The sequence below is a fragment of the Chryseobacterium takakiae genome (genome assembly GCF_900129385.1).
In the GTDB taxonomy this organism is placed as follows: Bacteria; Bacteroidota; Bacteroidia; order Flavobacteriales; family Weeksellaceae; genus Chryseobacterium; species Chryseobacterium takakiae.
On sequence record NZ_FQVO01000020.1, the window covers coordinates 24749 to 48776 of the forward strand.

Consider the following 24028-nt stretch of genomic DNA (forward strand, 5'->3'; position numbering starts at 1 on the left):
TTTTTGAATAATAACTATTTTTAAGATCGCAAAGGCTCTGCTCAACTAAGATTGCAAAGTGTTTAGCTTATTAATCATTATTTTAAAGCCTGAATAATATCCAGAACTTTCTTTGTTTCATTTTCAATGGTTGTGTAATCTTTCGCTGCCATAAGCTCTTTGCTTATCAGCTTGCTTCCCATTCCCACTGCAGAAACTCCGGCGCTGAACCAACTTTCAATACTTTCTTTGGTAGTATCTACTCCACCTGTCGGCATAAATTTCAGATTTGGAAAAACATCTCTAATGGCACTCATAAATCCTGTTCCCAATGCATTTCCGGGGAATAGTTTTATGAAAGTTACCCCTGCATTCTCCGCACCGATAATTTCTGTCGGTGTCATACAACCGGGACTGTATAACAGATCTTTCGGAATTAAAAATTCTGCAACCTCCGCTACAAATCCCGGACTGATAAAGAAATCTGCCCCAATCTTATAATATGATTCAGCCTGCTGCAAATTTTTAATCGTTCCGATTCCCAAAAGCATTTCCGGCATTTCCGTATTACGGATTTCTATCATCTTTGTAAAATTACTCAACGCTGCTTCGCCACGGCTTGTGTATTCCACGGCACGGATTCCCGCTTTGTAAAGTGATCTCAATATTTCTATGGTTACCGTTTCATCAGTATTATAATACAGCGGTAAAATGCCCTGATTAATGATGGCGTTGGTAACGGTTTGAATTTTTGTCATTTTGTTTTGTTTTAAATGCAAGAACGCGGAAGCAGCGTTAGAGCTTAAAGCTCTAACACTGCTGGGCTCTTATCTTTTTATTCTTCCTCCTGAATTTCCGGCCATTACTTCAAGGATATCTTCGGCACTGCTGTAATTGATATCTCCTAAAATGGTATGTTTGATAGCGCACGCTGCATTGGCAAAGTTCAGTGCTTTTTCGTCGTCGAAATTTTGTAAGCCATAAATTAACCCTGCCGCAAAAGCGTCACCCGTTCCGATTCTGTCGACTACAGGATTTACTTCCAGCAAGTCTGTTTCAAAATATTTTCCATTAACCAAAGCTCTTCCCTGCGTTTGCTGAGAACTTGCCGTAACACCAATTCTTATTTTATCAAAAATTTTATGAATGGAAGGACACTGTTTCTTTAATTCTTCACATGCTTCCAGGAATCCGTTTTTATGTGATGAAAACTGAGTTCCCAGAATTTCGTTGATTTCATTGGTTCCTCCGATGAAAATTGTTGACATGGAAACCAGTTCTTTCAACACTTCATTTCCGTTTTTTCCATATTTCCATAGGTTGGAACGGTAAGCGGGATCGGTGGTTACTTCAATACCCATGTCACGGGCAGTCTGAAGACCTTTCTTCAATGCTTCATAGGCTGCTTCTGAAATTCCGGGACTAATACCGGTCCAGTGAAAATAAATACAACCTTCCAAAGCTTTTTTCCAGTCGATTTTTTCTGCTTCAATATTGGCAAAAGAGCCGTTCAATCTGTTATATGCGATTCTGCTTGGACGAACTGCTGAACCTACTTCTAAGAAGTACAAACCCAAAGGATGTTCGTTTTTAGAAATAAAATTGGTGTCAATTCCGAAGCTTTTTACAAAAGCAAGTGCTGATTCCCCGACAAAATCATCGGAAACGCTGCTGATATGTCTTACCTCGCAACCCATCGTTGCCAATGAAGAGGCAACATTAAGTTCTGTTCCTCCGAAAAAGAATTCCATTTCGTGGCTTTGCTTCATGGTTCTGTTTCCGGGTGGCGAAAGCCGCATGATGATTTCACCGAAAGTAAGTATTTTACCCATAAGTTTTTACTAACCTTAATTTTTTGAATATCTGTTTTGGTTTAACGCAAATTCCGCAAAGCTTCGATTTCACTTAAATAAGACAACAAAGAGTTTTTGATATTCAATTATTTTTATCTAAACCATTAAGATTTTATTAAGGAGTTTAGAAAAATTAAGTTGAGCCTTGCTTTAAATGTTTTTGCTGAATTAAAATCTTTGATTTTGCCTTAATCAAAACTTAACTTCTTAATTCTTTTTAATGGTTCAAAATTCTTTTTTGCCTCTCGCGATTGAGCAGATTACGCAGATTTTTTTAAGAAAATCATCTGCCAGATTTGTTCATCATTGAGGATCTTATTTAATTTAAAAATCGAAATAATTTTTGGCATTATGGTAACAAATATCGGAAATTATTTTACCGACATGCTCCATATCATCCGGCAATTCACCGTTTTTCATTTCTTCACCGAAAAGGTTACACAATACTCTTCTGAAATATTCGTGTCTCGGGTAAGAAAGGAAGCTTCTTGAATCCGTAAGCATTCCTACAAAGCAGCTTATCAATCCCATATTGGAAAGTGCATTCATCTGTTTGATCATTCCGTCTTTCTGGTCCAGAAACCACCATCCTGAACCGAACTGCACTTTTCCTTTAATGCTTCCATCATTAAAGTTCCCGATCATGGTTGCGAAAATCTCGTTGTCTGCAGGATTTAAATTATATAAAATGGTTTTCGTAAGCTTATCTTTTCCGTCCAGCGCATTTAAAAATTTAGATAAATTTTCTGCCTGCACGAAATCTCCGATAGAATCCCAGCCTGTGTCCGGGCCAAGGATTCTGTGCATTCTTTCGTTGTTGTTTCTCAATGCTCCCAAATGGAACTGCTGAACCCAACCAAATGTATGATAGGTTTCACCCAAAAATAATAAAATCGCAGTCTTGAATTGATTAACCTGCTTTTCAGCGATCACTTTTCCGTTCAACTTATCATTAAAGATGGCATTCACCTCTGCTTCTGTCGATTCTTCGTAAGAGATATTGTTTAATCCGTGGTCACAAAGCCTGCATCCGTTTTCGTGGAAATATTGAATTCTTTTTAATAAAGCGTCACACAATGTCTGATACGAACTGATTTCAATTCCGGCAGCTTCACCTAATTTTGAAATATAATCTGCAAAATTGTGGTTTTCTATTAAAATGGCTTTATCCGGACGGAAAGCAGTACTGACTTTAATAGAGAAATCACTTTTTGCCAGATCCTGATGGTAATTGAGTGTGTCCGTAGGATCTTCCGTTGTACAAAGAGATTCCACATTCATCATTTTTAATAATCCTCTGGTGGATTTTTCAGGAGTCTGAAGTTGTGCGGTGATGTTATCGTAAATTTCCGAAGCATTGTGTTCGTTCAGCAATTCATCAATTCCGAAATATCTTTTTAATTCCAGATGCGTCCAGTGATACAAAGGATTTCTCAAGGTGAAAGGAACCGTTTTTGCCCACGCCTGAAATTTTTCCTTGTCTGAAGAATCTCCCGTAATAAATTTTTCGTTTACGCCTAAGGTACGCATGGCTCTCCATTTGTAATGATCGCCGGCAATCCATACTTTAGAAATATTTTCAAAAACAGTGTCTTCGGCAATATCTTTAGGGATCAGGTGATTGTGATAATCAATGATCGGTTGTTTTTCTGCAAATCTGAAATATAATTCTTCAGCGTGTTTACTTTGTAATAAAAATTGATCTGTTATAAAAGGTTTCATTCTCGTGTAAATTCTTTGTTATTCATTAGCAGGTTTTCCGATGGTTGCCAAAATTCCTCCATCAACATAGATGATTTGTCCGTTGATGAATCTGCTTGCTTCGGAGGCCAGAAAAATAGCTGTCCCTGCAAGATCTTCAGGATTTCCCCATCTTCCTTCCGGAGTTCTGCTGATGATAAAATCGTTGAACGGATTTCCATCCACTCTGATAGGTTCTGTTTGTGACGTTGCAAAATATCCGGGACCGATACCGTTTACCTGAATATTGTGTTTTGCCCATTCTGTTGCTAAATTTTTGGTAAGCATTTTCAAACCTCCTTTTGCGGAAGCATATGCCACCACATTATCGCGTCCCAGCTCACTCATCATCGAGCAGATATTGATGATCTTTCCGGATCTTCTTTTGATCATGTATTTTCCAACCAACTTGGACATGATAAAAGGACCTGTAAGATCTACGTCGATTACTTTTCTAAAGTCTTCTACTTCCATATCAATTGCCGGAATACGCTTGATGATTCCTGCATTATTGACAAGGATGTCTATTTTTCCATGGGTGGCTTCCATCAGGGCTACTTTCTGTGCAGCTTCCAGTTCGTCCGTTACATCAAAGATATAACCGGTTGCTTTGTATCCTTTTGAATGATAATAGTCTAAAGCTTCTTCCAATTTGGACGGTGTTGTACTTGTAATTGCCAGTTCGGCACCTGCAGCGGCCAGACCTTCTGCCATTGCCATTCCCAATCCGTGAGTTCCGCCGGTAACGACTGCTACTTTACCGGATAAATCAAATAAATTCATTTGAAAAATTACTTTAGTTCGTTTGTTTTGATACCGTCCATATCACCATAATCCATATTTTCTCCGGCCATTCCCCAGATAAAAGTATAATTGGAAGTTCCCACTCCTGAGTGGATCGACCATTCCGGAGATAATACCGCCTGCCTGTTGGTCATAAAAATATGACGCGTTTCATGAGGTTGGCCCATAAAGTGGCTGACAGTCTGCCCTTCTTCAAGATCAAAGTAGAAATATGCTTCCATTCTTCTGGTGTGGGTGTGTGCAGGCATGGTGTTCCATACACTTCCCGGATGAAGTTCCGTCATCCCCATCTGCAGCTGGCAGGTTTCCAACACAGAATTTACAATGAGTTTATTAATGGTGCGTTTGTTAGCGTACTTCTCTTCACCTAATTCTACGATTTCGGCTTCATTTTTTGTAATCTTTTTATTGGGATAACTGTGATGTGCCGGAGCGGAATTGATGTAAAAGTAGGACTGTTCATCCCCAGCCTTTTCAAAAATCACTTCTCTTGCACCTTTGCCAATATATAAAGCTTCTTTGTTATTCAGTTCATATACTTCACCATCTACCGTTACTTTCCCTTTTCCTCCAACGTTGATTATTCCCAGCTCTCTTCGGTCAAGAAAATTTTGCGCTTTCAGGTCGTCGGTAGGCTCCAGTTTTAAAGCTTTTCTAGAAGGCATAATTCCTCCAACAATCAGCCTGTCGTACATTGAATAGACTAATTTGATCTGGTCTTCATTAAATAAATCATTGATCAGAAACTCCCTCCTGAGATCTTCTGTGGTATAATTTTTTACATCTTCAGGATGATGGGCGTAGCGAAATTCTGATTTTTCCATACTTCTTATTTTTTGCGGTTTTATCAAAACCAGTTAAACATTGCGTAATCGATTGCATAAATTACACTAAAATATTTAGAAATACTTATGGGGATAAATATATAACTATTCTTCAAATCCTTAACAAAAATTTAATTTAAATTTATAAAAAACTGATTATAAACTAATAAAGTATATTGATTTAGAAAAATTTCAGGATAAAAACACTTTTTAAAATTGCGATATTTACCCAAAATATTAAGCAGCAAAACATATAATTTAAAAGTCTGATATATCTAATGCGGTTTTGTAAATTTATTTTAAAAGAAAGAAATGCATACAATATCCATATCTGAGTTCAAATTCCAGGCAAATAATTGATTAAATAAAGCACATAAAAAAGATGACAAAAATCAGTAAAAAATCTCAAATCTTATTTCTTGCGCCCGGTTTTGGTAAATATTTTACTTGAAAAAATCGTCAATTTTAATTAAATTTTAAGCTTAAAATTAATGAGCAGAATTTTTTTTTCATTATTTTTTGATTGACACCATTCTTTTGCACAACCGACATAAACGTCTATTTTACAGCATTTTAATCAATTTATTTCAATTGGTATTTCTTTAAAATGAATAAGTTTCAAACATGAATTAATGAAAAAATAATATTTTTTTCTTTGCATATTGGAAAATAATATTAGTTTAGAAGCCAAGATATTTATTATGAAAAATTACGCAATCGATTGCACAGTGATATGCGTTAATTTTTAAAAAATATTTTCCACTAAAAAATAGAATACTTAAAAATCCACCACAAAACAAAAATTGAAAAAAAACTTTCAACCAAAATTAAAACTATAAGGATACAAAATGGATAAAAAAGTACAATCAGTAAAGTGGTTATACCTAACTGCCTTTCTACTTCCTGTCCTTGCTATGGCTCAAGAAAAAGAAACCAAAAAGGACAAAGAAACCAATATTGATGAGGTAGTTCTGGTAGGATACACTAAGGTTTCTAAAAAGGATGTTACCAATGCCGTTTCTTCAGTAAAGGCGGAAGCTATAAAGGATATGCCATCCAACAATGCTGCAGAAGCCATCCAGGGAAGACTTGCCGGTGTGCAGGTTTCCCTGAGTGAAGGATCTCCGGGAGCAGATGTAGATATCGTGATCAGAGGAGGAAACTCCATTACCGGCAGCAATGCTCCGCTGTATATTGTAGACGGAGTTCAGATGGACAATGCTCTGACGATATTATCTCCGAAAGAAATTGAATCTATTGAAGTTCTGAAAGATGCTTCTTCTACCAGTATTTATGGAGCCAGAGGTGCAAATGGGGTTGTCCTGATCACCACGAAAGGAGGCCGTAAAAGAGCAAAAACTTCTATCAATTACAATGGCTTCTTAGGAGTGAGGTCGATTCAGAATACAATTAACGTGCTGGATCCGTATCAGTATGTCCTCTATCAGTATGAAATCTATAACAAGGGCGGCGTACAAACGGACATCGATGCCTTCAATACGAGATACGGAAGTTTTCAGGACATTGGAAAAAACTATGGAAATATTAAGAAGATAGACTGGCAGGATGAGGTCTTCGGTAGAGAAGCTTTCAACTTCACGCATAATATTGCTGTTACCGGTGGGTCTGAGAATTCTTCTTTTTCTTTGTCATTAAACAATGTTCAGGAAGACGGAATCATGATTGGTTCGGGTTTTAAAAGAAACATGGCCAATTTCAAATATGATTATGATCTTTCTAAAAAGCTGAGCATGACGCTTAATGCGAGATACAGCAGACAGACCATTTATGGGGCCGGAACTTCTGCAACAGGATCACAAAGTACCAACCGATTGAGAAATGCCGTAAGATACCAACCGTTTGAAGGAGGACCCGCTCAAAACATTGACGAGTTTGATCCTTTATTTGCGAATGAAACCAATCTTGTAAATCCTCTGATCCTTGCTGATAATGAAGTGAAAGAAAACGGCAGAAATGATCTTTTATTGAATGGTGTCATTGAATACAAGATCAATAAAAATTTCACCTTCCGGAGTGTTATAGGATACGTGCAGCGAGACGAATTCGTCAATCAGTTTTCGGGTGTGGTTACCAGTCTTGCAAGACAGAATAATGATCAGCCTGTCGTATTTTTAAGCAAAGCTCAATCAAGGAGAATTACCAATACCAATACTTTAAATTTCAGGAAAACGTACGGCAGTCATAAAGTAGATTTTCTTTTAGGACAGGAAACCGTAAAAACTGACGCCGAATCGTTAACCATGAATATCAAATGGCTTCCGAAGTCCATCAGTCCTCAGGAAGCATTTGCCAACATCCAGTCGGCCAGCCCACCTTCAGGATTAGTTCAGGATAATCCCAGAACAGAATTGCTGCCAGACAGAATCGTATCATTTTTCGGAAGAGCCAATTATATCTTCAAAAACAAATATATTGTAACAGCCTCCATGAGAGCAGACGGATCCAGTGTATTTGGCCCCGGAAACAGATGGGGATATTTTCCCGCAGCTTCCGTTGCATGGAAGATCAATGAAGAAAATTTCCTGAAAGAAAGCCGTGTTATCAGTGAACTAAAGCTGAGAGCGGGATATGGCCTTTCCGGAAACAACAGGATTAAAGCTTTCCTGTATGATACTTTTTTTACCACGTCATCTGACTACGGGTATGCTTTCGGAACCAATGTAACCCCCGGAGCAACGACAGGTAATATCATGGCTAATAAAAATGTTAAATGGGAATCGGCAACTTCAAAAAATGCAGGATTGGATTTTGGCTTGTTTAAAGGCAGGGTGTACGGTTCCGTTGATGTTTACCAAACCGACACGAAAGATCTTCTTTTACTGGCGAAAATTCCGCAGACAACAGGTTACGAATACCAATACCAGAATTCCGGGAGCACAACCAATAAAGGAATTGAAGTTTCAGTAGGTAGTACCATCATCAGCAATGATAATTTTACCTGGAAAATTGATGCTAACATTTCATCCAATAGAAACACCATCAAAAGCTTAGGAAGCAGTGCTTCTGCAAGTTCCAATTACTATTTGTTTCCTTCCGGATGGCAGAACAACCTGAATGATTTCTTAGTGCAGGTAGGTAAGCCCGTAGGTACTTACTGGGGATATGTAACCGCCGGAAGATATGAAATAAATGATTTTGATTATAACCCGACAACCCAGGCTTATACCCTGAAAGCAGGAATCGCAAGTTCTGCTGCAGCAGCTAACGGAGCAAGACCGGTACAGCCGGGAGATCTGAAACTGGAAGACCTCAACGGAGATGGAGTGATTGATAATAATGATATGACCGACCTGGGAAGTGCCCAGCCAAAATTTTATGGTGGATTTAACCAGACGTTCCGTTATAAAAATTGGGATATGAGTGTAATGTTCAATTTCTCGGTTGGAAACAAAGTGTATAATGCCAATAAAATCGAATATTCCACACAATATCTTTACAGGGATAACAATATGCTCGCTGAAGTCGCTGACCGCTGGAGATGGTTTGATGACAACGGCGTAAAAGTAAATGATCCTACCGCTCTGGCAGCACTTAATGCCAATACCACAATGTGGACTCCGCCGGCGGGTGCTTATTTCCTTCATTCGTATGCTATTGAGGATGGCTCTTTTCTTCGTCTGAATAACCTGACCATAGGATATTCTCTTGGAAAAGACTTTACCAAACAGCTCGGGCTTTCAAATTTCAGATTATATTTTACCATGAATAATGTATTTACCATTACAGGGTATTCAGGCTATGATCCGGAAGCCAATACAAGAAGAAATCCTTTAACACCTGGTGTAGATTATGCTGCTTATCCGCGAAGCAGATTCATTTTATCAGGAGTTGATATCACTTTTTAATCTTACTATTATGAAAAAAAATACATTTTTAATAATCGTTTTTTCCATTGCAGGACTTTTATCCTTTAATTCCTGCGAAGAGTATCTGGACGTAGAAAGCTTATCCAATACTGCTGAAAAACAACAGTTTGATTCCGTTTCCGATACGTTCTCTGCATTGGTAGGAGTGTACAACAGTACCATGGGAGACAATACATACGGACAGAGAATGAACCTTATCCTTTCACAATCGGGAGATGATCTCAGGACTTCCGGAGATTATAATGCCAACGACAGAAGAGGTGTTAGCTGTTTCGGGGCAATTCCTACGAATACTGAACTTTTAAGACCTTTTCTGGATACCTATGCGGGTATTGAAAGAGCGAATCTTGTCATCAAAAACATTCCGCTTTCTCCGGTTTTCCAGACAGGTTCTGAAGCGGATAAAAAAATGATGAACAGATACCTGGGGGAAGCACTTACCTTAAGAGCTCATTTTTATCACGATCTTATTAAAAACTGGGGTGATGTTCCTTTTCAGGATGTTCCTTCAGCAGATCTTCCCGACCTTTATCTGGCTAAAACAGACAGAGACATTATCTATGATAAAATTCTGGATGATTTACTAAAAGCGGAAAGCCTGGTTCCGTGGAGATCCGAAGGCGGTACTACTCCACAAAGAATTTCTAAGGCTGCCGTAAAAGGATTAAGAGCAAGAATTGCTTTGGCAAGAGGCGGATATTCATTAAGAAGAAACCCTCAGATGATGATGCAGGGATCCAATCCTCAAAAATATTACCAGATCGCTTATGACGAATGTAAAGACATCATCAATTCCGGGCAGCACCAGCTTAATCCGAGCTATGAAGGATTATTCAGATCATTGCATACCAACAGTCCGGATACCACCAATGAAATCATTTATGCTATCGGCGCGTTCGGAGGAAATTCAAGAACAGACAGTAAAATAGGATATTATAATGGTTTAAGACATGATGATACCGACTGGAAATCTTCAGGTGGTATCAATGCGATCCCGGTTTATTTTTATGAGTTTACCAAATATGATGTAAGAAGAGATGTTAATATTGCTATTTTCAGGGTAAGTACTTCAAAACAGGAAGAACTTCAGACATCCATCAACTGGAACGACGGTAAATTCAGAAAATCTTGGACTTCCATTACAGGAACTTCACAAAACCTGGGAATCGACTGGCCTCTGTTACGATATTCCGATATTCTTCTCATGTTCGCTGAGGCTGATAATGAACTGCATAACGGTCCGTCTCAGGAAGCAATCAATGCTGTGATGGCCGTAAGACAAAGAGCTTATGCGGGGAATTTAGGGCAGGTTGGAACTATTCCTACAGACAAGCCTGGTTTTTTCAATTTCATCGTAAAAGAAAGAATGCTGGAATTCGGTGGTGAAGGATTGAGAAAATACGACCTCATCCGTTGGAATCTCCTGGAAACAAAAATCAATGAAACCAGACAGAAGCTTACCCAATTCATGAACGGAACGGGAGCTTACACCAATGTGCCGGAGTATATTTTCTATAAAAAGCCTGCCACAGGCGTTGCCAATTATGCTCCTTCAAAAACAGCACAGCAAAATGTGTTGGATATTGATTTCTATCTCAACGGAATTGCAAAAGCCGACGTATTTTACAGTCCTAACCAAAGTGTTGCAACTCCATCAGGATATACAAAAGTAAACTGGAGGCTGGCCATGACACAATCCTACATCAGCGGAGATCCCGTGAAAAGTTATGCTTACTATTTTCAGCCAAACAGGAAAGAACTCTTGCCTATTGCCGCAGATATAATTAACTCTAATTATAATCTTACCCAAGATTACGGATACTAGAAAAAGTTTCACATTCATATCAGAATACAGGCTTCTGCCAAATCGGAAGTCTGTATTTTATCCAAAAATGATGTAATGAAAAGCTCCTTATATTTTAAAGATCTGAAAGTATTGTTGATCATTTTCACAGCATTCAATTTTCTTTCTTTTAAAACTGCCGACAGAGTGATCGTGGTTTCAAAAGACGGGAAAGGTAATTTTAATACCATTCAAAAAGCTGTGGATGCCATTGAAAACAATTCCTCCCAAAGAACAAAAATCATCATTAAAAAAGGTGTTTATAAAGAAAAAATCACCATTCCTGAAACAAAAGGACCCATTATTTTAGAAGGTGAAAATCCTGAAAATACCATTATCACCTTTGATGATTTTGCTGCTAAAAAAAATCAGGATGGAAAAGAGATCGGAACAACAGGTTCAGCAACGGTATTTATTTATGCTAATGATTTCACAGCCAAGAACATTTCCTTTGAAAACAGTGCCGGAAAAGTGGGACAAGCAGTAGCCGTGTTGACGGCAGGTGACAGAATTGCTTTTGAAAACTGCCGGTTCCTCGGAAACCAGGACACTTTATATTTAAAAGGAGAACAGGATCTTGAAGACAAAACAAAACCTTCCAGAAATTATTTCAAAAATTGTTACGTTGAAGGAACAACCGATTATATTTTCGGAGCAGGAACCGCGGTTTTTGAGAACTGTACTATTTACTCTAAAGAAACAGCAAGCTATATAACCGCAGCATCAACGCCAAAGGAAAACAATTTCGGATTCGTTTTCATTAACTGTAATATTGAAGGCAATGCAAAAGAGCATTCCGTATACTTGGGAAGACCATGGAGGCCTTTCGCCAAAACGGTTTATATCAACTGTACACTCAATCCAACCATAAAACCGGAAGGATGGCACAACTGGAATAAACCGGATGCCGAAAAAACAGCTTTTTACGCAGAATTTAATTCAAAGGGATCAGGAGCTGATAATACTTCAAGAGTCAGTTGGTCACACCAGCTCACACAGATCAAAGCAAAAGAATATACCTCTGGCAATATCCTAAAAGGAAAAGACAACTGGAATTTCAAAAAAAATTTAAAATAATTCGGCCACTCATCAGCAAATATGCTCAGTTATGAAAAAAAACTTCTGCATACTTTTACGAACAGCTATTTTTTGTGGCATTTCAAATGTTGCAGAAGCCCAGAATATCGTCAGCTTTCCGGGTGCTGAAGGTTTTGGAAGATACACCACCGGAGGACGCGGCGGTAAGGTTTATTTCGTAACAAAATTAGCGGATGACGGCTCCGAAGGAACTTTAAGATATGCCCTGGATCAGAAAGGGCCAAGATATATTGTTTTCAAAACAGGAGGAACAATCTATTTGGAATCTCCGTTAAAAATACATGAAGGAAATGTAACCATTGCCGGACAAACCGCCCCGGGAGACGGTATTACAGTGGCCAATTATGAAACTTTTGTAGCAGCAGATAATGTGATGATCCGCTATATGCGCTTCAGAATGGGTGATCTTAAAAACTATGAAGGAGACGCGCTGGGCGCAAGATTTATAAAAAATTTAATTGTTGATCACTGCTCTATGAGCTGGTCTACAGATGAGACGGTTTCCATTTATGCCAATGAAAATACAACGCTTCAATGGTGCATTATTGCAGAAAGCCTGAGAAATTCAGTTCATCAGAAAGGGGCTCACGGATATGGCGGTATTGCAGGCGGGAGGTTTGCCTCTTTTCATCATAATACTTATTCCCATCACGACAGCAGAAATCCAAGATTAGGCGAATATGCCGGAAGCAAATTTGCCCTGACCGACCTTACGGATTTCAGAAACAATGTCATTTACAATTGGGGACACAATAGCATATATGGCGGTGAAGCGATGAATGTAAATATCGTCAATAATTATTATAAGCCAGGTCCGGCCACGATGACGCGAAAAAGAATTGCCGCTATCGACAAAAATGAAAAGCCGGATGCCGAAGTGTATAATATCTGGGGAAAATACTACATCAGCGGAAATGTAATGGAAGGATGTCCGGAAGTCACCGGAGACAACTGGGCGGAAGGCGTATTCAGCCAGATGAAACGTTATAACTTAACAGATGAAGACAAAAGTACAATCAGAATAAACCGTCCGCATCATATCTACAACAATATAAAAACCCATTCAGCTGAAGAAGCCTACGAGTTAGTTCTGAAAAGTGCCGGGACAAGTCTTAGAAGGGATATCGTCGATCAGCAGATTTTAAAAGATATTAAAAACGGAAGTTTTACGCACAATGGATCAAAAGGAAGTAAAAACGGAATCATCGATTCCCAGGAAGATGCAGGCGGATTTCCGCAACTGAAAGCAGGACAGCCTCTCCCCGATTCAGATAACGACGGAATGCCCGATGAATGGGAAATAAAAAACAATTTAGATCCCAAAATATACAATGCCAACGGAAGGGATTTAGATGAAAACTATGATAATATTGAACTGTATTTAAATGACATCGTACAAAGCATAACTGAATCACAAAACTAATATCCATGAAAACCTAAAACGGTTATCAGATTAAAAGTATGATGAAATTGAATTTGTTAAAATGATAATAAAAAATGCTGGGCAAAAACAATCAACCTTAAAATGTGGAAAAAATGAATTCTATTCAAAATCATATTAAAATTTACGCGATTACCGCTTTATGTTCAGGGATTTTTTTCTCGTGTGCTCAAAAAGTTTTACCTCATTCAGGTGTAGAAAAAACAGTATCCGCAAAAGAGAAAATTCCGGTTAATCTCCCATGGTCGCAACGAATGCTTCTTTCCGAAATGAAAAGATTTCCTGAAGCCTGGATGCTGGATTACAACAAAACTCCGAAATGGAGCTATCCTACTGCGATTGTCCTGGAAGGTGCCGAAAGACTATTTGAACAGACCGGTAATCAAGAATATTACCAGTACATTTCTACGTTTGGCGAAACCATGATAAAAGAAGACGGAAGCATTGTTTCTTACGATCTTGCAAAATATAATATTGATATGCTGAACTGCGGCAACGTTCTTCTTTATTTGTATCAGAAAGAGAAAAAAGATAAATATCTGAAAGCACTGCAAACACTCCGTTCACAGATCGACGGACAGCCAAGAACTTCAGAAGGTGGCTTCTGGCACAAAAAAATTTACCCTAATCAGATGTGGCTGGATGGATTGTACATGGGTGAGCCATTCTATGCCCATTATACCAGTGTCTTCAGTAACGGTGCAGAAGCAGAAAAAGCGTACAATGACATCATCAATCAGTTTGATCTTATCCAGAAACATCTGCTCGACAAAAAAACAGGACTACTCTATCATGCCTGGGACGAAAGCAAAGAACAACAGTGGGCCGACAAAAAAACCGGACTTTCCCCGAACTTCTGGTCAAGAGCCATGGGCTGGTACGGAATGGCAATGGTAGATGTGTTGGATTACCTACCGCAAAATCACCCAGGAAGAGCAAGATTGCTTTCTTATCTGAAATCATATTGTGATGCGGTGGTTAAAGTTCAGGATCATGACACAGGACTTTGGTACCAGGTATTGGATAAAGGCGGCGAAAAAGGAAATTATCTGGAAGCTACCGGCTCATCGATGTTTGTGTATACCATAATGAAATCTGTTAACAAAAATTATCTTCCTAAATCTTACGAAGCTTATGCTAAAAAAGGGTACAACGGAATTATTAAGCACTTAATCACGGTTGATGAAAACGGAATGGTAAACCTAAATCGATGCTGCGCTGTCGCGGGTCTCGGAGGAAATCCGTACAGAAGCGGCTCTTACGAGTACTACATCAACGAAGAAATTCGTTCCAACGATCCGAAAGGAACCGGGCCTTTCATTCTGGCAAGCCTGGAATTTGAAAAATAATTTGTAAACAATTTTTCGGGCATTACCTTGAAAATCAAATACAGATGAAAAATCTGAATATGAAAACAAAAAAACTTTTAAATATACTTTCAGTCACCCTTTTTTCTGTTGCAACAAGTTATCTGTGTGCACAGGAGAAAAACTATGTTTCTGAAGTCTGGACGGCTGATTTCGGAAAAAACTATAAAAACCCGATTCTTTACGCAGATTATTCAGATCCGGATGTGATTCGTGTCGGGAATGATTATTACATGACCGCATCAAGCTTCAATGAAGCTCCGGGATTGCCCATTCTTCATTCTAAAGATATGGTAAATTGGAGTCTGGTAAATTATGCTGTTGAAGATATTCTTCCTTCCGATTACTTTTCCGTTCCGAAAAGAGGCGACGGAATCTGGGCGCCGAGCATCCGTTTTCATAAAGGTGAATTTTATATTTACTGGGGCGATCCGGATTTCGGAATTTATATGGTAAAAACCAAAGATCCGCTGAAAAAATGGGAAAAACCTGTTTTGGTGATGGAAGGAAAAGGACTTATTGATGCCTGTCCGTTCTGGGATGAAGACGGCAACACCTACCTGGTTCATGGATGGGCAGGAAGCCGCGCCGGAGTAAAAAGCATATTAACCCTTAACAAAATGAATCCGGAAGGAACAAAAGTACTGGATAAAGGCATTCATATCTTCGACGGCCACGAAAACCATCCAACCGTAGAAGGCCCGAAAATGTACAAAAGAAACGGTTATTACTACGTTTTTGCTCCGGCTGGTGGAGTGGCTACCGGATGGCAATTGGTACTAAGATCGAAAAATATTTACGGCCCTTACGAAGAAAAAATCGTTCTTGAACAGGGTTCTACCAAAATCAACGGGCCTCATCAGGGAGCCTGGGTAGATACGCCTTTCGGAGAAGACTGGTTTTATCATTTTCAGGATATTGACACCTATGGAAGAATCGTTCATCTCCAGCCGATGAAATGGGAAAAAGACTGGCCTGTAATGGGAACAGATACCAATAAAAACGGAATCGGAGAACCTGTTTTAACCTATAAAAAACCCAATGTAGGACAATCCTACCCTATTGTTACCCCACCCGAAACCGATGAATTTGATGGAGAAAAGCTGGGTATCCAATGGCAATGGAGTGCCAATGAAAATATGGTGTGGTCATCTAAGCTGCCGGGACAGAAATTCTTAAGATTATTTTCCATAAAAGTTCCCGAAGGTGAAAAAAATCTCTGGAATGTACCTAATTTATTAACTCAAAAATTCCCAGCTCCCAATTTTACGGCATCAACAAAAGTGAAATTAGTTCCGGAAGAAGCTAAAGAAGGAAAAACCGCAGGGCTATTGATAATGGGAACCGATCATGCTTCCCTAGTCATTACAAACAAACCGGACGGATTTTACATCCAACTTAGAAAAGCAGAAAAAGCAGAAAAAGGCGGCGAGGAAAAAATTATAGCTGAAACAAAATTAAAGGGAAACGAAGCTTATTTAAAAGTACATGTGAGCGAACCGAATGGTTTATGCCAGTTCAGCTATAGTGAAAACGGAAAAAGCTTTATGAAAATAGGAGATGTTTTCCAGGCAAAACCCGGGAAATGGATCGGTGCTAAAGTCGGACTATATAGCGTAAGTACATCAAAAGCACCACGTGGCGGTTATGCCGATTTCGACTGGTTCAGGATTACTAAAAATTAAAATGATTAATCACAAAATATTAGAAGTTAAATGGTTAAAACGTAAAGATTTATCTTCGATAAATTGATTAACATGAAAAATTGCCAAAAATCTTTGATTTTCTTGCGTCTTAAAAAATTATAAGACATTAAAAACTTTTGCGCCTCTGTTTACAATAAAAAGGATTTGAAATACATCAAATGAACAACAATTTTTTTTATATAGTTTCATTTTTATCGGTCGTTTTGCTGTTGTCAGGATGTGGTTCACAAGACAACATTCAGAAGACAATGGCAAAACGCGATAAAAAAGTTACGCGTATTTACCTCATCGGAGATTCCACCATGGCAGATTATACGGGAGATTACGAACCGGGAAAAGACTATATGAAAAACCGTTACCCGATCACAGGTTGGGGACAGGTTTTTCAGCCGTTTTTTGCAAAAGACAGCCTGGTATTTTTAAAATTTGCCATTAAAACAGATTCCGTAGCCATAATCGACAGAGCGCATGGCGGAAGAAGCACAAGAACTTTTTTCCAGGAAGGAAGATGGAGATCCGTTTATGAAAACCTGAAACCCGGAGATTATGTACTTATGCAGTTTGGCCATAACGACAGTTCGGAAAAACATCCTGAACGATATGTTGACATTCAGGGATATAAAGAATTTCTAAGATTATTTGTTACCCAGACCAAACAAAATGGAGCAAGTCCTATTATTCTGACACCGGTTGCCAGAAATTATCCATGGAAAGACGGAAAACTGCAGAATGTTCATGGGGAATATGCAAAAGCTCCGATTGATGTAGCATTGGAAATGAATATTCCGTACATCGATTTAAATACATTATCCATGGAATACTTTGCAAACAAAGGACAGGATTTCACAACGAATCATTACTTTATGAATATCCCTGAAAATACCTATGAAGCTTATCCGAAAGGACAGAAAGACAACACCCATTTTCAGCCCGAAGGCGCAAAAGCGGTTGCTTCAATGGTTTACCAGGAATTTAAAAAAATAATTACAACTCAAAAAAAATAAAATGAAGAAGTCTTTAAAAATGATCGGTTTGGCGGCAGCCTTACTATTTTCAGGCCAGATATATGCCCAGAACCTGGATATTTATAAAAATATTGAGTTTAAAATGCCTCAGGTAACGGAAACCTCATTTCCTGCCAATACGGTTTCTATTACGCAGTTCGGAGGAATTTCCGGAGGCAATGTAAAAAATACGGAGGCTTTCAGGAAAGCGATTGATGAATTAAGCAAAAAAGGCGGCGGAAAATTGCTTGTGCCGAGAGGAATGTGGCTCACCGGACCCATTGTGCTTAAAAGCAATATCAACCTTCATGTTGAAGACGGAGCATTCATCGTTTTCAGTAAAGACAAAGACGATTATCCTTTGGTGGACGTAAGCTTCGAAGGGCTTAACACCATACGTTGCCAGTCTCCTATTTCAGCAAAAAATGCAACGAATATAGCTATTACCGGAAAAGGGGTGATTGACGGAAGCGGTGACGCATGGAGAGCCATTAAAAAAAGTAAAGTTTCCGAATCGCAATGGAAAGAAATTATAAAATCCGGTGGCGTTTTGTCTGCAGACGGCAAAAACTGGTACCCTTCAGAAAGCTATAAAAAAGGACTGGAAAGCAGCTCTAATTTTAATGTTCCGGATAAAATCTCCAAAGACGAATTAGTTACCGTAAAAGATTTCCTTCGCCCGGTAATGGTAAGTTTAGTCGGATGCGATAAAGTTTTGCTGGACGGGCCAACGTTCCAGAACTCTCCCGCATGGAACCTCCATCCGCTGATGTGCTCCAATGTCATTTTAAGAAACCTTACGGTAAGAAACCCGTGGTATTCGCAGAATGGAGATGGTGTGGATTTAGAATCCTGTAAAAATGTTTTGATTTACGATAATACGTTTGATGTTGGCGACGACGCAATCTGCATCAAATCCGGAAAGGATGAGGACGGAAGAAAAAGAGGAATGCCTACTGAAAATATTATTATTAAAAATAATGTGGTGTATCATGGTCACGGAGGGTTTGTGATTGGAAGCGAGATGTCAGGCGGCGCAAGGAATATTCATGTTTCCGACTGTACTTTCATCGGAACCGATATCGGACTGCGTTTCAAAACAACCCGCGGAAGAGGCGGAGTTGTAGAGAATATTTACATTAAAAACATCGATATGATCAATATTCCTACTCAAACCATCGGATTCAATATGTTCTACGAAGGCGCATCTCCTGTGCTGGAAGACGGACAGAAAAAGGAAGGCAACAAAGCCCCCGAAAAAGTTTTCCCGGTAACGGAAAAAACACCGGTATTCAGAAATATTTTCTTTAAAAACATTAATGCCGTCAATTCCGATGAAGCCATAACTTTATTCGGACTTGCAGAGATGAACCTTAAAAATATTGTGATTGAAGATTCACAGTTTGACACCCGGAAAGCATTAACCATTGCAGATGCAGATGGGATTCAACTTAAAAATGTAAAGCTGAAATATACCGAAGGAACGGGAGCAACGATTTACAACAGTAAAAATATCAACCTTTCAACGGTGAAATTTGAATCAGCAAACAAACCTTATGTAAAAGTTTTAGGAAATAAAACCGGAGCAGTTCTGCTGCCGAAAGAAATTGGGTCTGACAGGAGTTTACTTTCTGTGGGTGCAGATGTAGCGAAAAATGCAGTTAAATAATGTATCAATAATTTAAACCATTAAGATTAATTAAGCTGTTAAAAATATGTAAGACAGCTTTATATTAAGATAAAATCATCTGATTTTCTTAATAAAACTTAACCTCTTCAATCTTCTTAATGGTTTAAAATTTAAATTTGGCAACATGATTTTTAACAGAAAACATACTTATATTTCTATTTTTTTAATGGGGACCATGGCATTCGGACAGGTAAAACGTCCGAATGCCACTCCTTATACCAACGAAATTACATTTGAAAAACTAAAAAAGAAACATCTTTTTATAACTCCGATTGACCGGCCATTTCCTCAAAACATCATCATTGATAAAGACGTAGAATACAAGAATATCAACGGAATTTCTTTAAAAGCAGACATTTATTATCCCAAAGATCCATCTAAGAAATATCCCGGAATTGCCATGGTTCACGGCGGCGGATGGATTTCCGGAAGCAAAGAAAACGAAAAATACATGGCCATGGAGCTCGCTTCAAAAGGATATGTTGTGATTGCGATCGGCTATCGTCTGGCAGATGTTGCCAAATTTCCTGCCGGAGTGGAAGATCTTGAAACCGGAATCCAATGGCTGAAGAAAAATCATAAAAAATATGCTTTAGATAAAAAGAAAATAGCAGTGTACGGAGAATCTGCCGGTGCACAGATGGCCACTTTGGTAGGAGTAAAATCCAACAATAAAATCAAAGCGATTATCAATGTAGACGGAATTGTTTCCTTTATCCATCCTGAAGCGGAAGAAAGCACCTATGCAGCCTACTGGCTAAACGGTGACCGCAATGTTAATTTGAAAAACTGGACAGCCGCCTCACCTTTAGAGTATGTCAATAAAAATACACCACCTACTCTTTTCATTAACAGCTCACACCCGCGGTTTCATGCAGGAAGAGACGATATGATGAAGAAGCTGAGGCAATACAATATTCCGACGGAATTTTACGAAATTAAAGATTCGCCACACTCCTTCTGGTCGGCGGAGCCCTGGTTTACGGAAACCCTGAATCTTACCGTTGCTTTTTTAAATAAAGTTTTGAAATGATAATTTTAACGCAAAGGAATTAATTTAATTAAAAAATATTTTAGTGCGCAAAGAAGAATCAAAAAGTTGGTTTGATGAAGCTATCGTCATAGCTTTGCGAAGCAATTTATTTGCCTTTGCTATCTGAAAATCACGTAATATGAAACAAATCTTTGCGTCAGAAAATAATGAATCAGTTTATGAAAAAAATAGTATTAATTGTCTTCATTTCGATGGCAAATTTTCTTTTTGCAGGAAATGATCCTTATGTAAAAATTACTGTTGCCAAAAACGGAGAAGGCGATTTTACCTCCATTCAAAAGGCTATTAATTCTGTGAGAGATTTGGGTCCGGCGGAAGCATTGATCTACATAAAATCAGGAACTTATAATGAGAAAGTGGTGATTCCATCTTCAAAACATAAAATAACGCTTGAAGGAGAAAATAAAGACAATACGGTGATCACCAACAATGATTTCTCGGGAAAACAGGATTTATTCAATGAAAAAATGACAACATTCAATTCTTATACGTTGCTGGTGATGGGTGATGATATACAAATCAGCAATATAACGGTTCAAAACTCCTCCTGTAATGAAGGACAGGCAGTAGCGCTGCATGTGGAAGGCGACCGGTTTATTATTAAAAACTCAAATATTCTGGGATGTCAGGATACGATTTACTGTGCAACGAACCATAGCAGACAATATTTTGAAAACTGCTTTATACAAGGTACAACCGATTTTATTTTCGGGCAGGCAACAGCGGTTTTTAAAAACTGCATTATTAAAAGCCTGGCTGACTCTTATATCACCGCTGCTGCAACGGAAAAAGACAAAAAATATGGTTTTGTTTTCTTTGATTGCAAATTGATCGCAAAAGAAGGCGTCACAAAAGTTTTTTTGGGTAGACCCTGGAGACCTTACGCCAAAACGGTTTTCATCAATACCGAAATGGGAGATCATATTTTTCCGGAAGGCTGGAATCCGTGGAAAGGAGACAAGATGTTTCCTGATAAAGAAAAAACGGCTTATTATGCTGAATTCGGAAGCAAAGGAACCGGTGGTAATACTTCAAAAAGGGTAAGCTGGTCGCATCAGCTGACTAAGAACGATATGAAGAGCTATACACTGGAGAAAATTTTCGTTGGCTGGAAGCCTCATCATGAGTAATGAAATATATTGCTTAATTGCCTTAACAATTAAATTTATCTTAAAATGAAAAAAATACTTTTACTATTCAGCATCGTAATTTCAACATTCATGATGGCACAGAAAAAGCCGACTTTATTCCTGATAGGCGATTCCACAATGGCTAATAAGGAAAATCCGGACAAGAATCCGGAACATGGATGGGGACAGGTTTTAAATCAGTTTTTTACAACAGGAATTGAGATTCAGAATCATGCGATGAATGGAAGAAGTTCTAAAAGTTTCAGGACGGAAGGACGATGGGATGTCATTGAAAAACAGCTGAAAAAAGGAGATTTTGTCATCATTCAGTTTGGTCATAATGATCAGAAGGTGAAAGACTCTACCAAATTTACCAATCCGTACACGCAGTACAGGGCCAATCTGGAAAGATATGTTAAGGACACAAGAGCAAAAGGAGCAATTCCTATTTTAATGACTTCTATTGTACGGAGAAATTTTAACGAAAATGGTGTATTGATAGATACTCACAAAGAATATCCTCTGGTTGTAAGAATGGTTGCCGATGATCTCAATGTTCCTTTTGTAGACATGCAGCTGCTTACCGAACAGCTTGAAATTGCCTACGGTCCTGAAAATTCAAAAAAACTGCATCTTCATTTTAAAGAAGGTGAAGAGCCGTATTATCCTAAAGGAAAAGATGACGACACCCATTTGTCCAAACTTGGAGCAGACCTGGAAGCGAAACTTGCTGCTGCGTCTTTGAAAAAAATGAAAACCGGACTGGAAAAGTTTATCAAATAAAAATGTAACTAAAAAATATCTGAAATGAATTTTAAAAAAGAGGCTTTTTTTGATGGAAATTCTGATTGGGAAGATCTGGGAGCAGGTGTTTCACGGCAGTTTGTGGGATACAATTCACAGATTATGATGGTGATTGTGAAATTTGAAAAAGATGCGGTGGGAGCTTTACATCAGCATTTTCATTCACAGATCACGTATGTTGCTTCAGGGAGTTTTGAAGTGACAGTTGACGGAGAGACCAGATTACTGGAAGCCGGTGACGGATTTTTTGCCCAGCCTAATATTTTTCACGGGGTAAAATGTCTTGAAGAAGGAAAGCTGATTGATGCTTTTGCGCCCTTCAGAGAAGATTTTATTAAATAAAAATCACCGCGCATTGCTAATAGTTTATAGAGTAGTTCATCTGTTAATTCAACACTATTTTTTATATCGTTTCAATCATAATAAATATTATTTTTGAATAAATAATATGCAACCGATTGAACAATGAAAATAATCAACATTATAATTATATAAATACTGATAGTTTAAAATATAAAACATATTAATATTAAAATCGTAATTTTGATTTGAATTAACAACAAATAATTATTACTATGAAAACAAAAACAAAAGCTGCCATTCTCACGGTGGCCCTGAGTTCAATTTTTGCTTTAACAGGCTGCGGACAGGAAGACCTAAAAACCGATTTTGCCAATACTGCGAATGAAACAAAAAATGAAATGGCCGTAAATGCCATTGTTCCATTGGCAAACTGTGTCGCTCCGGGTTGGGCCTCACAGAACGGCGGAACAACCGGTGGAGGTACAGCTTCAGAAACCACCGTTTCTACCTATGCTCAGCTAAAATCCGCCATTGAAAATACGGCCGTAAAAGTTATTAAAGTAACCGGAACCATCACGATTACCTCCAGATTATCTTTTCAGGATCAGAGCGGCAAAACCATCTACGGAGCCAGCGGCGCCAAACTGGTTTCCACCAACCAGACCAAAGACGGATCAGGGATCATCAACATTAAAAGATGTAACAATATCATCATCCGAAACCTTATTTTTGAAGGTCCGGGAGCGTATGATACCGACGGATGGGACAACGCGATTCTCGATGACTGCCGAAATGTATGGATCGACCACTGTGAATTCCGAGACGGTGTAGACGGAAATTTTGACATCAAAAACAAATCTGATTTTGTTACGGTTTCCTATACTAAATTTCATTACCTGAAAGCCCCTAAACCCGGAGGATCAGGAGGAACAGACGATCACCGGTTTTCCAATCTGATTGGCTCCAGTGACGGTGCCACTGCAGATGCCGGAAAACTGAACGTGACCTTTGTAAGATGCTGGTGGGGACCTGGATGCAGAGAACGTATGCCGAGGGTAAGATACGGAAAGATCCATATCCTTAACAGCTACTTCAACAGCTCGGTAAGCAATAAATGCATTGCTGCGGGTGTTCAGGCCAATATTCTGGTGGAAAGAAATGCATTTGAAAACGTAAAAGAACCCATCAATCTCATGAGTGGCTATACCGCAGTTACCCAAACCGGAAACAGCTTTGTGAATGTAACCGGAAATACATCCGGAAGCGGGACTGCATTTACGCCGCCTTATTCTATCAGCAAGCTTAACGCTTCTGATGTAAAATCTGATGTAACGGCAAAAGCCGGCGCTACGTTAAGTGGAAACATCTGCGATACTTTTTAGGAATTTAAACGCTGATTATAAAACGAAGCCGTCTCATTTCACGAGTCGGCTTCATTTTTTGATATTATTGTTATTCAAATTATTTTGGAAATTTTCTTTGCGATCATTGAAAATGGCTT

The 24028-nt window shown here is 38.7% G+C and carries 18 protein-coding genes; 13 read left to right on the plus strand and 5 right to left on the minus strand.

The features are described 5' to 3' along the window. Positions 1-77 precede the first annotated feature (77 nt). From BUA76_RS18145 to kduI, 5 genes are all read right to left on the minus strand, one after another. A complete protein-coding gene (locus BUA76_RS18145; RefSeq protein WP_072886214.1) occupies positions 78-737 on the minus strand; it encodes a beta/alpha barrel domain-containing protein in 660 nt (219 codons plus the stop codon). Positions 738-806: 69 nt separating this feature from the next. Next, a complete protein-coding gene (locus tag BUA76_RS18150) occupies positions 807-1811 on the minus strand; it encodes a sugar kinase (protein WP_072886215.1) in 1005 nt (334 codons plus the stop codon). Between the two features lie 345 nt (positions 1812-2156). Further along, positions 2157-3554: a glucuronate isomerase gene (gene uxaC, locus BUA76_RS18155; RefSeq protein ID WP_072886216.1), complete on the minus strand. Its 1398-nt coding sequence runs from the start codon at positions 3552-3554 to the stop codon at positions 2157-2159. Between the two features lie 18 nt (positions 3555-3572). Next, on the minus strand, positions 3573-4355 hold the full coding sequence (locus BUA76_RS18160) for a gluconate 5-dehydrogenase (RefSeq protein WP_072886217.1): 783 nt from the start codon (positions 4353-4355) through the stop codon (positions 3573-3575). Positions 4356-4363: 8 nt separating this feature from the next. Then, positions 4364-5200 carry a 5-dehydro-4-deoxy-D-glucuronate isomerase gene (kduI, locus tag BUA76_RS18165; RefSeq protein ID WP_072886218.1) on the minus strand — a complete coding sequence of 279 codons (837 nt, stop codon included), beginning with the start codon at positions 5198-5200 and terminating at the stop codon, positions 4364-4366. 848 nt (positions 5201-6048) lie between these two features. On the opposite strand from kduI, the gene BUA76_RS18170 reads away from it, so the two are divergent. The 13 genes from BUA76_RS18170 to BUA76_RS18230 all read left to right on the plus strand — a co-directional run bounded on the left by BUA76_RS18170 (position 6049) and on the right by BUA76_RS18230 (position 23909). Further along, positions 6049-9066, plus strand: a complete 3018-nt coding sequence (locus tag BUA76_RS18170; RefSeq protein WP_072886219.1) for a SusC/RagA family TonB-linked outer membrane protein — start codon at positions 6049-6051, stop codon at positions 9064-9066. Between the two features lie 10 nt (positions 9067-9076). Next, positions 9077-10912 (plus strand): RagB/SusD family nutrient uptake outer membrane protein, encoded by a 1836-nt coding sequence (locus BUA76_RS18175; RefSeq protein ID WP_072886231.1) that lies wholly within the window; start codon positions 9077-9079, stop codon positions 10910-10912. A gap of 75 nt (positions 10913-10987) precedes the next feature. Continuing rightward, positions 10988-12007, plus strand: coding sequence for a pectinesterase family protein (locus BUA76_RS18180; RefSeq protein ID WP_072886220.1), 1020 nt, complete (start codon positions 10988-10990; stop codon positions 12005-12007). A gap of 31 nt (positions 12008-12038) precedes the next feature. Further along, the gene (locus tag BUA76_RS18185; protein WP_072886221.1) at positions 12039-13451 is read left to right on the plus strand and encodes a pectate lyase family protein; all 1413 of its coding nucleotides are present in this window, start codon (positions 12039-12041) and stop codon (positions 13449-13451) included. A gap of 113 nt (positions 13452-13564) precedes the next feature. Further along, positions 13565-14818: a glycoside hydrolase family 88/105 protein gene (locus BUA76_RS18190; RefSeq protein ID WP_072886222.1), complete on the plus strand. Its 1254-nt coding sequence runs from the start codon at positions 13565-13567 to the stop codon at positions 14816-14818. A 59-nt stretch (positions 14819-14877) separates the two neighbouring features. Beyond that, positions 14878-16521, plus strand: coding sequence for a glycoside hydrolase family 43 protein (locus BUA76_RS18195; RefSeq protein ID WP_072886232.1), 1644 nt, complete (start codon positions 14878-14880; stop codon positions 16519-16521). Positions 16522-16700: 179 nt separating this feature from the next. After that, on the plus strand, positions 16701-17546 hold the full coding sequence (locus tag BUA76_RS18200) for a rhamnogalacturonan acetylesterase (protein WP_072886223.1): 846 nt from the start codon (positions 16701-16703) through the stop codon (positions 17544-17546). A gap of 1 nt (position 17547) precedes the next feature. Next, positions 17548-19215: a glycoside hydrolase family 28 protein gene (locus tag BUA76_RS18205; RefSeq protein WP_072886224.1), complete on the plus strand. Its 1668-nt coding sequence runs from the start codon at positions 17548-17550 to the stop codon at positions 19213-19215. A gap of 145 nt (positions 19216-19360) precedes the next feature. Further along, a complete protein-coding gene (locus BUA76_RS18210; RefSeq protein ID WP_072886225.1) occupies positions 19361-20269 on the plus strand; it encodes an alpha/beta hydrolase in 909 nt (302 codons plus the stop codon). Between the two features lie 179 nt (positions 20270-20448). Beyond that, positions 20449-21420, plus strand: a complete 972-nt coding sequence (locus BUA76_RS18215) for a pectinesterase family protein (RefSeq protein ID WP_072886233.1) — start codon at positions 20449-20451, stop codon at positions 21418-21420. A gap of 45 nt (positions 21421-21465) precedes the next feature. Continuing rightward, the gene (locus BUA76_RS18220; protein ID WP_072886226.1) at positions 21466-22203 is read left to right on the plus strand and encodes a rhamnogalacturonan acetylesterase; all 738 of its coding nucleotides are present in this window, start codon (positions 21466-21468) and stop codon (positions 22201-22203) included. A 24-nt stretch (positions 22204-22227) separates the two neighbouring features. Beyond that, a complete protein-coding gene (locus BUA76_RS18225; protein WP_072886227.1) occupies positions 22228-22566 on the plus strand; it encodes a cupin domain-containing protein in 339 nt (112 codons plus the stop codon). Between the two features lie 233 nt (positions 22567-22799). Beyond that, positions 22800-23909: a pectate lyase family protein gene (locus BUA76_RS18230; protein ID WP_072886228.1), complete on the plus strand. Its 1110-nt coding sequence runs from the start codon at positions 22800-22802 to the stop codon at positions 23907-23909. The last annotated feature ends 119 nt before the right edge of the window (positions 23910-24028 follow it).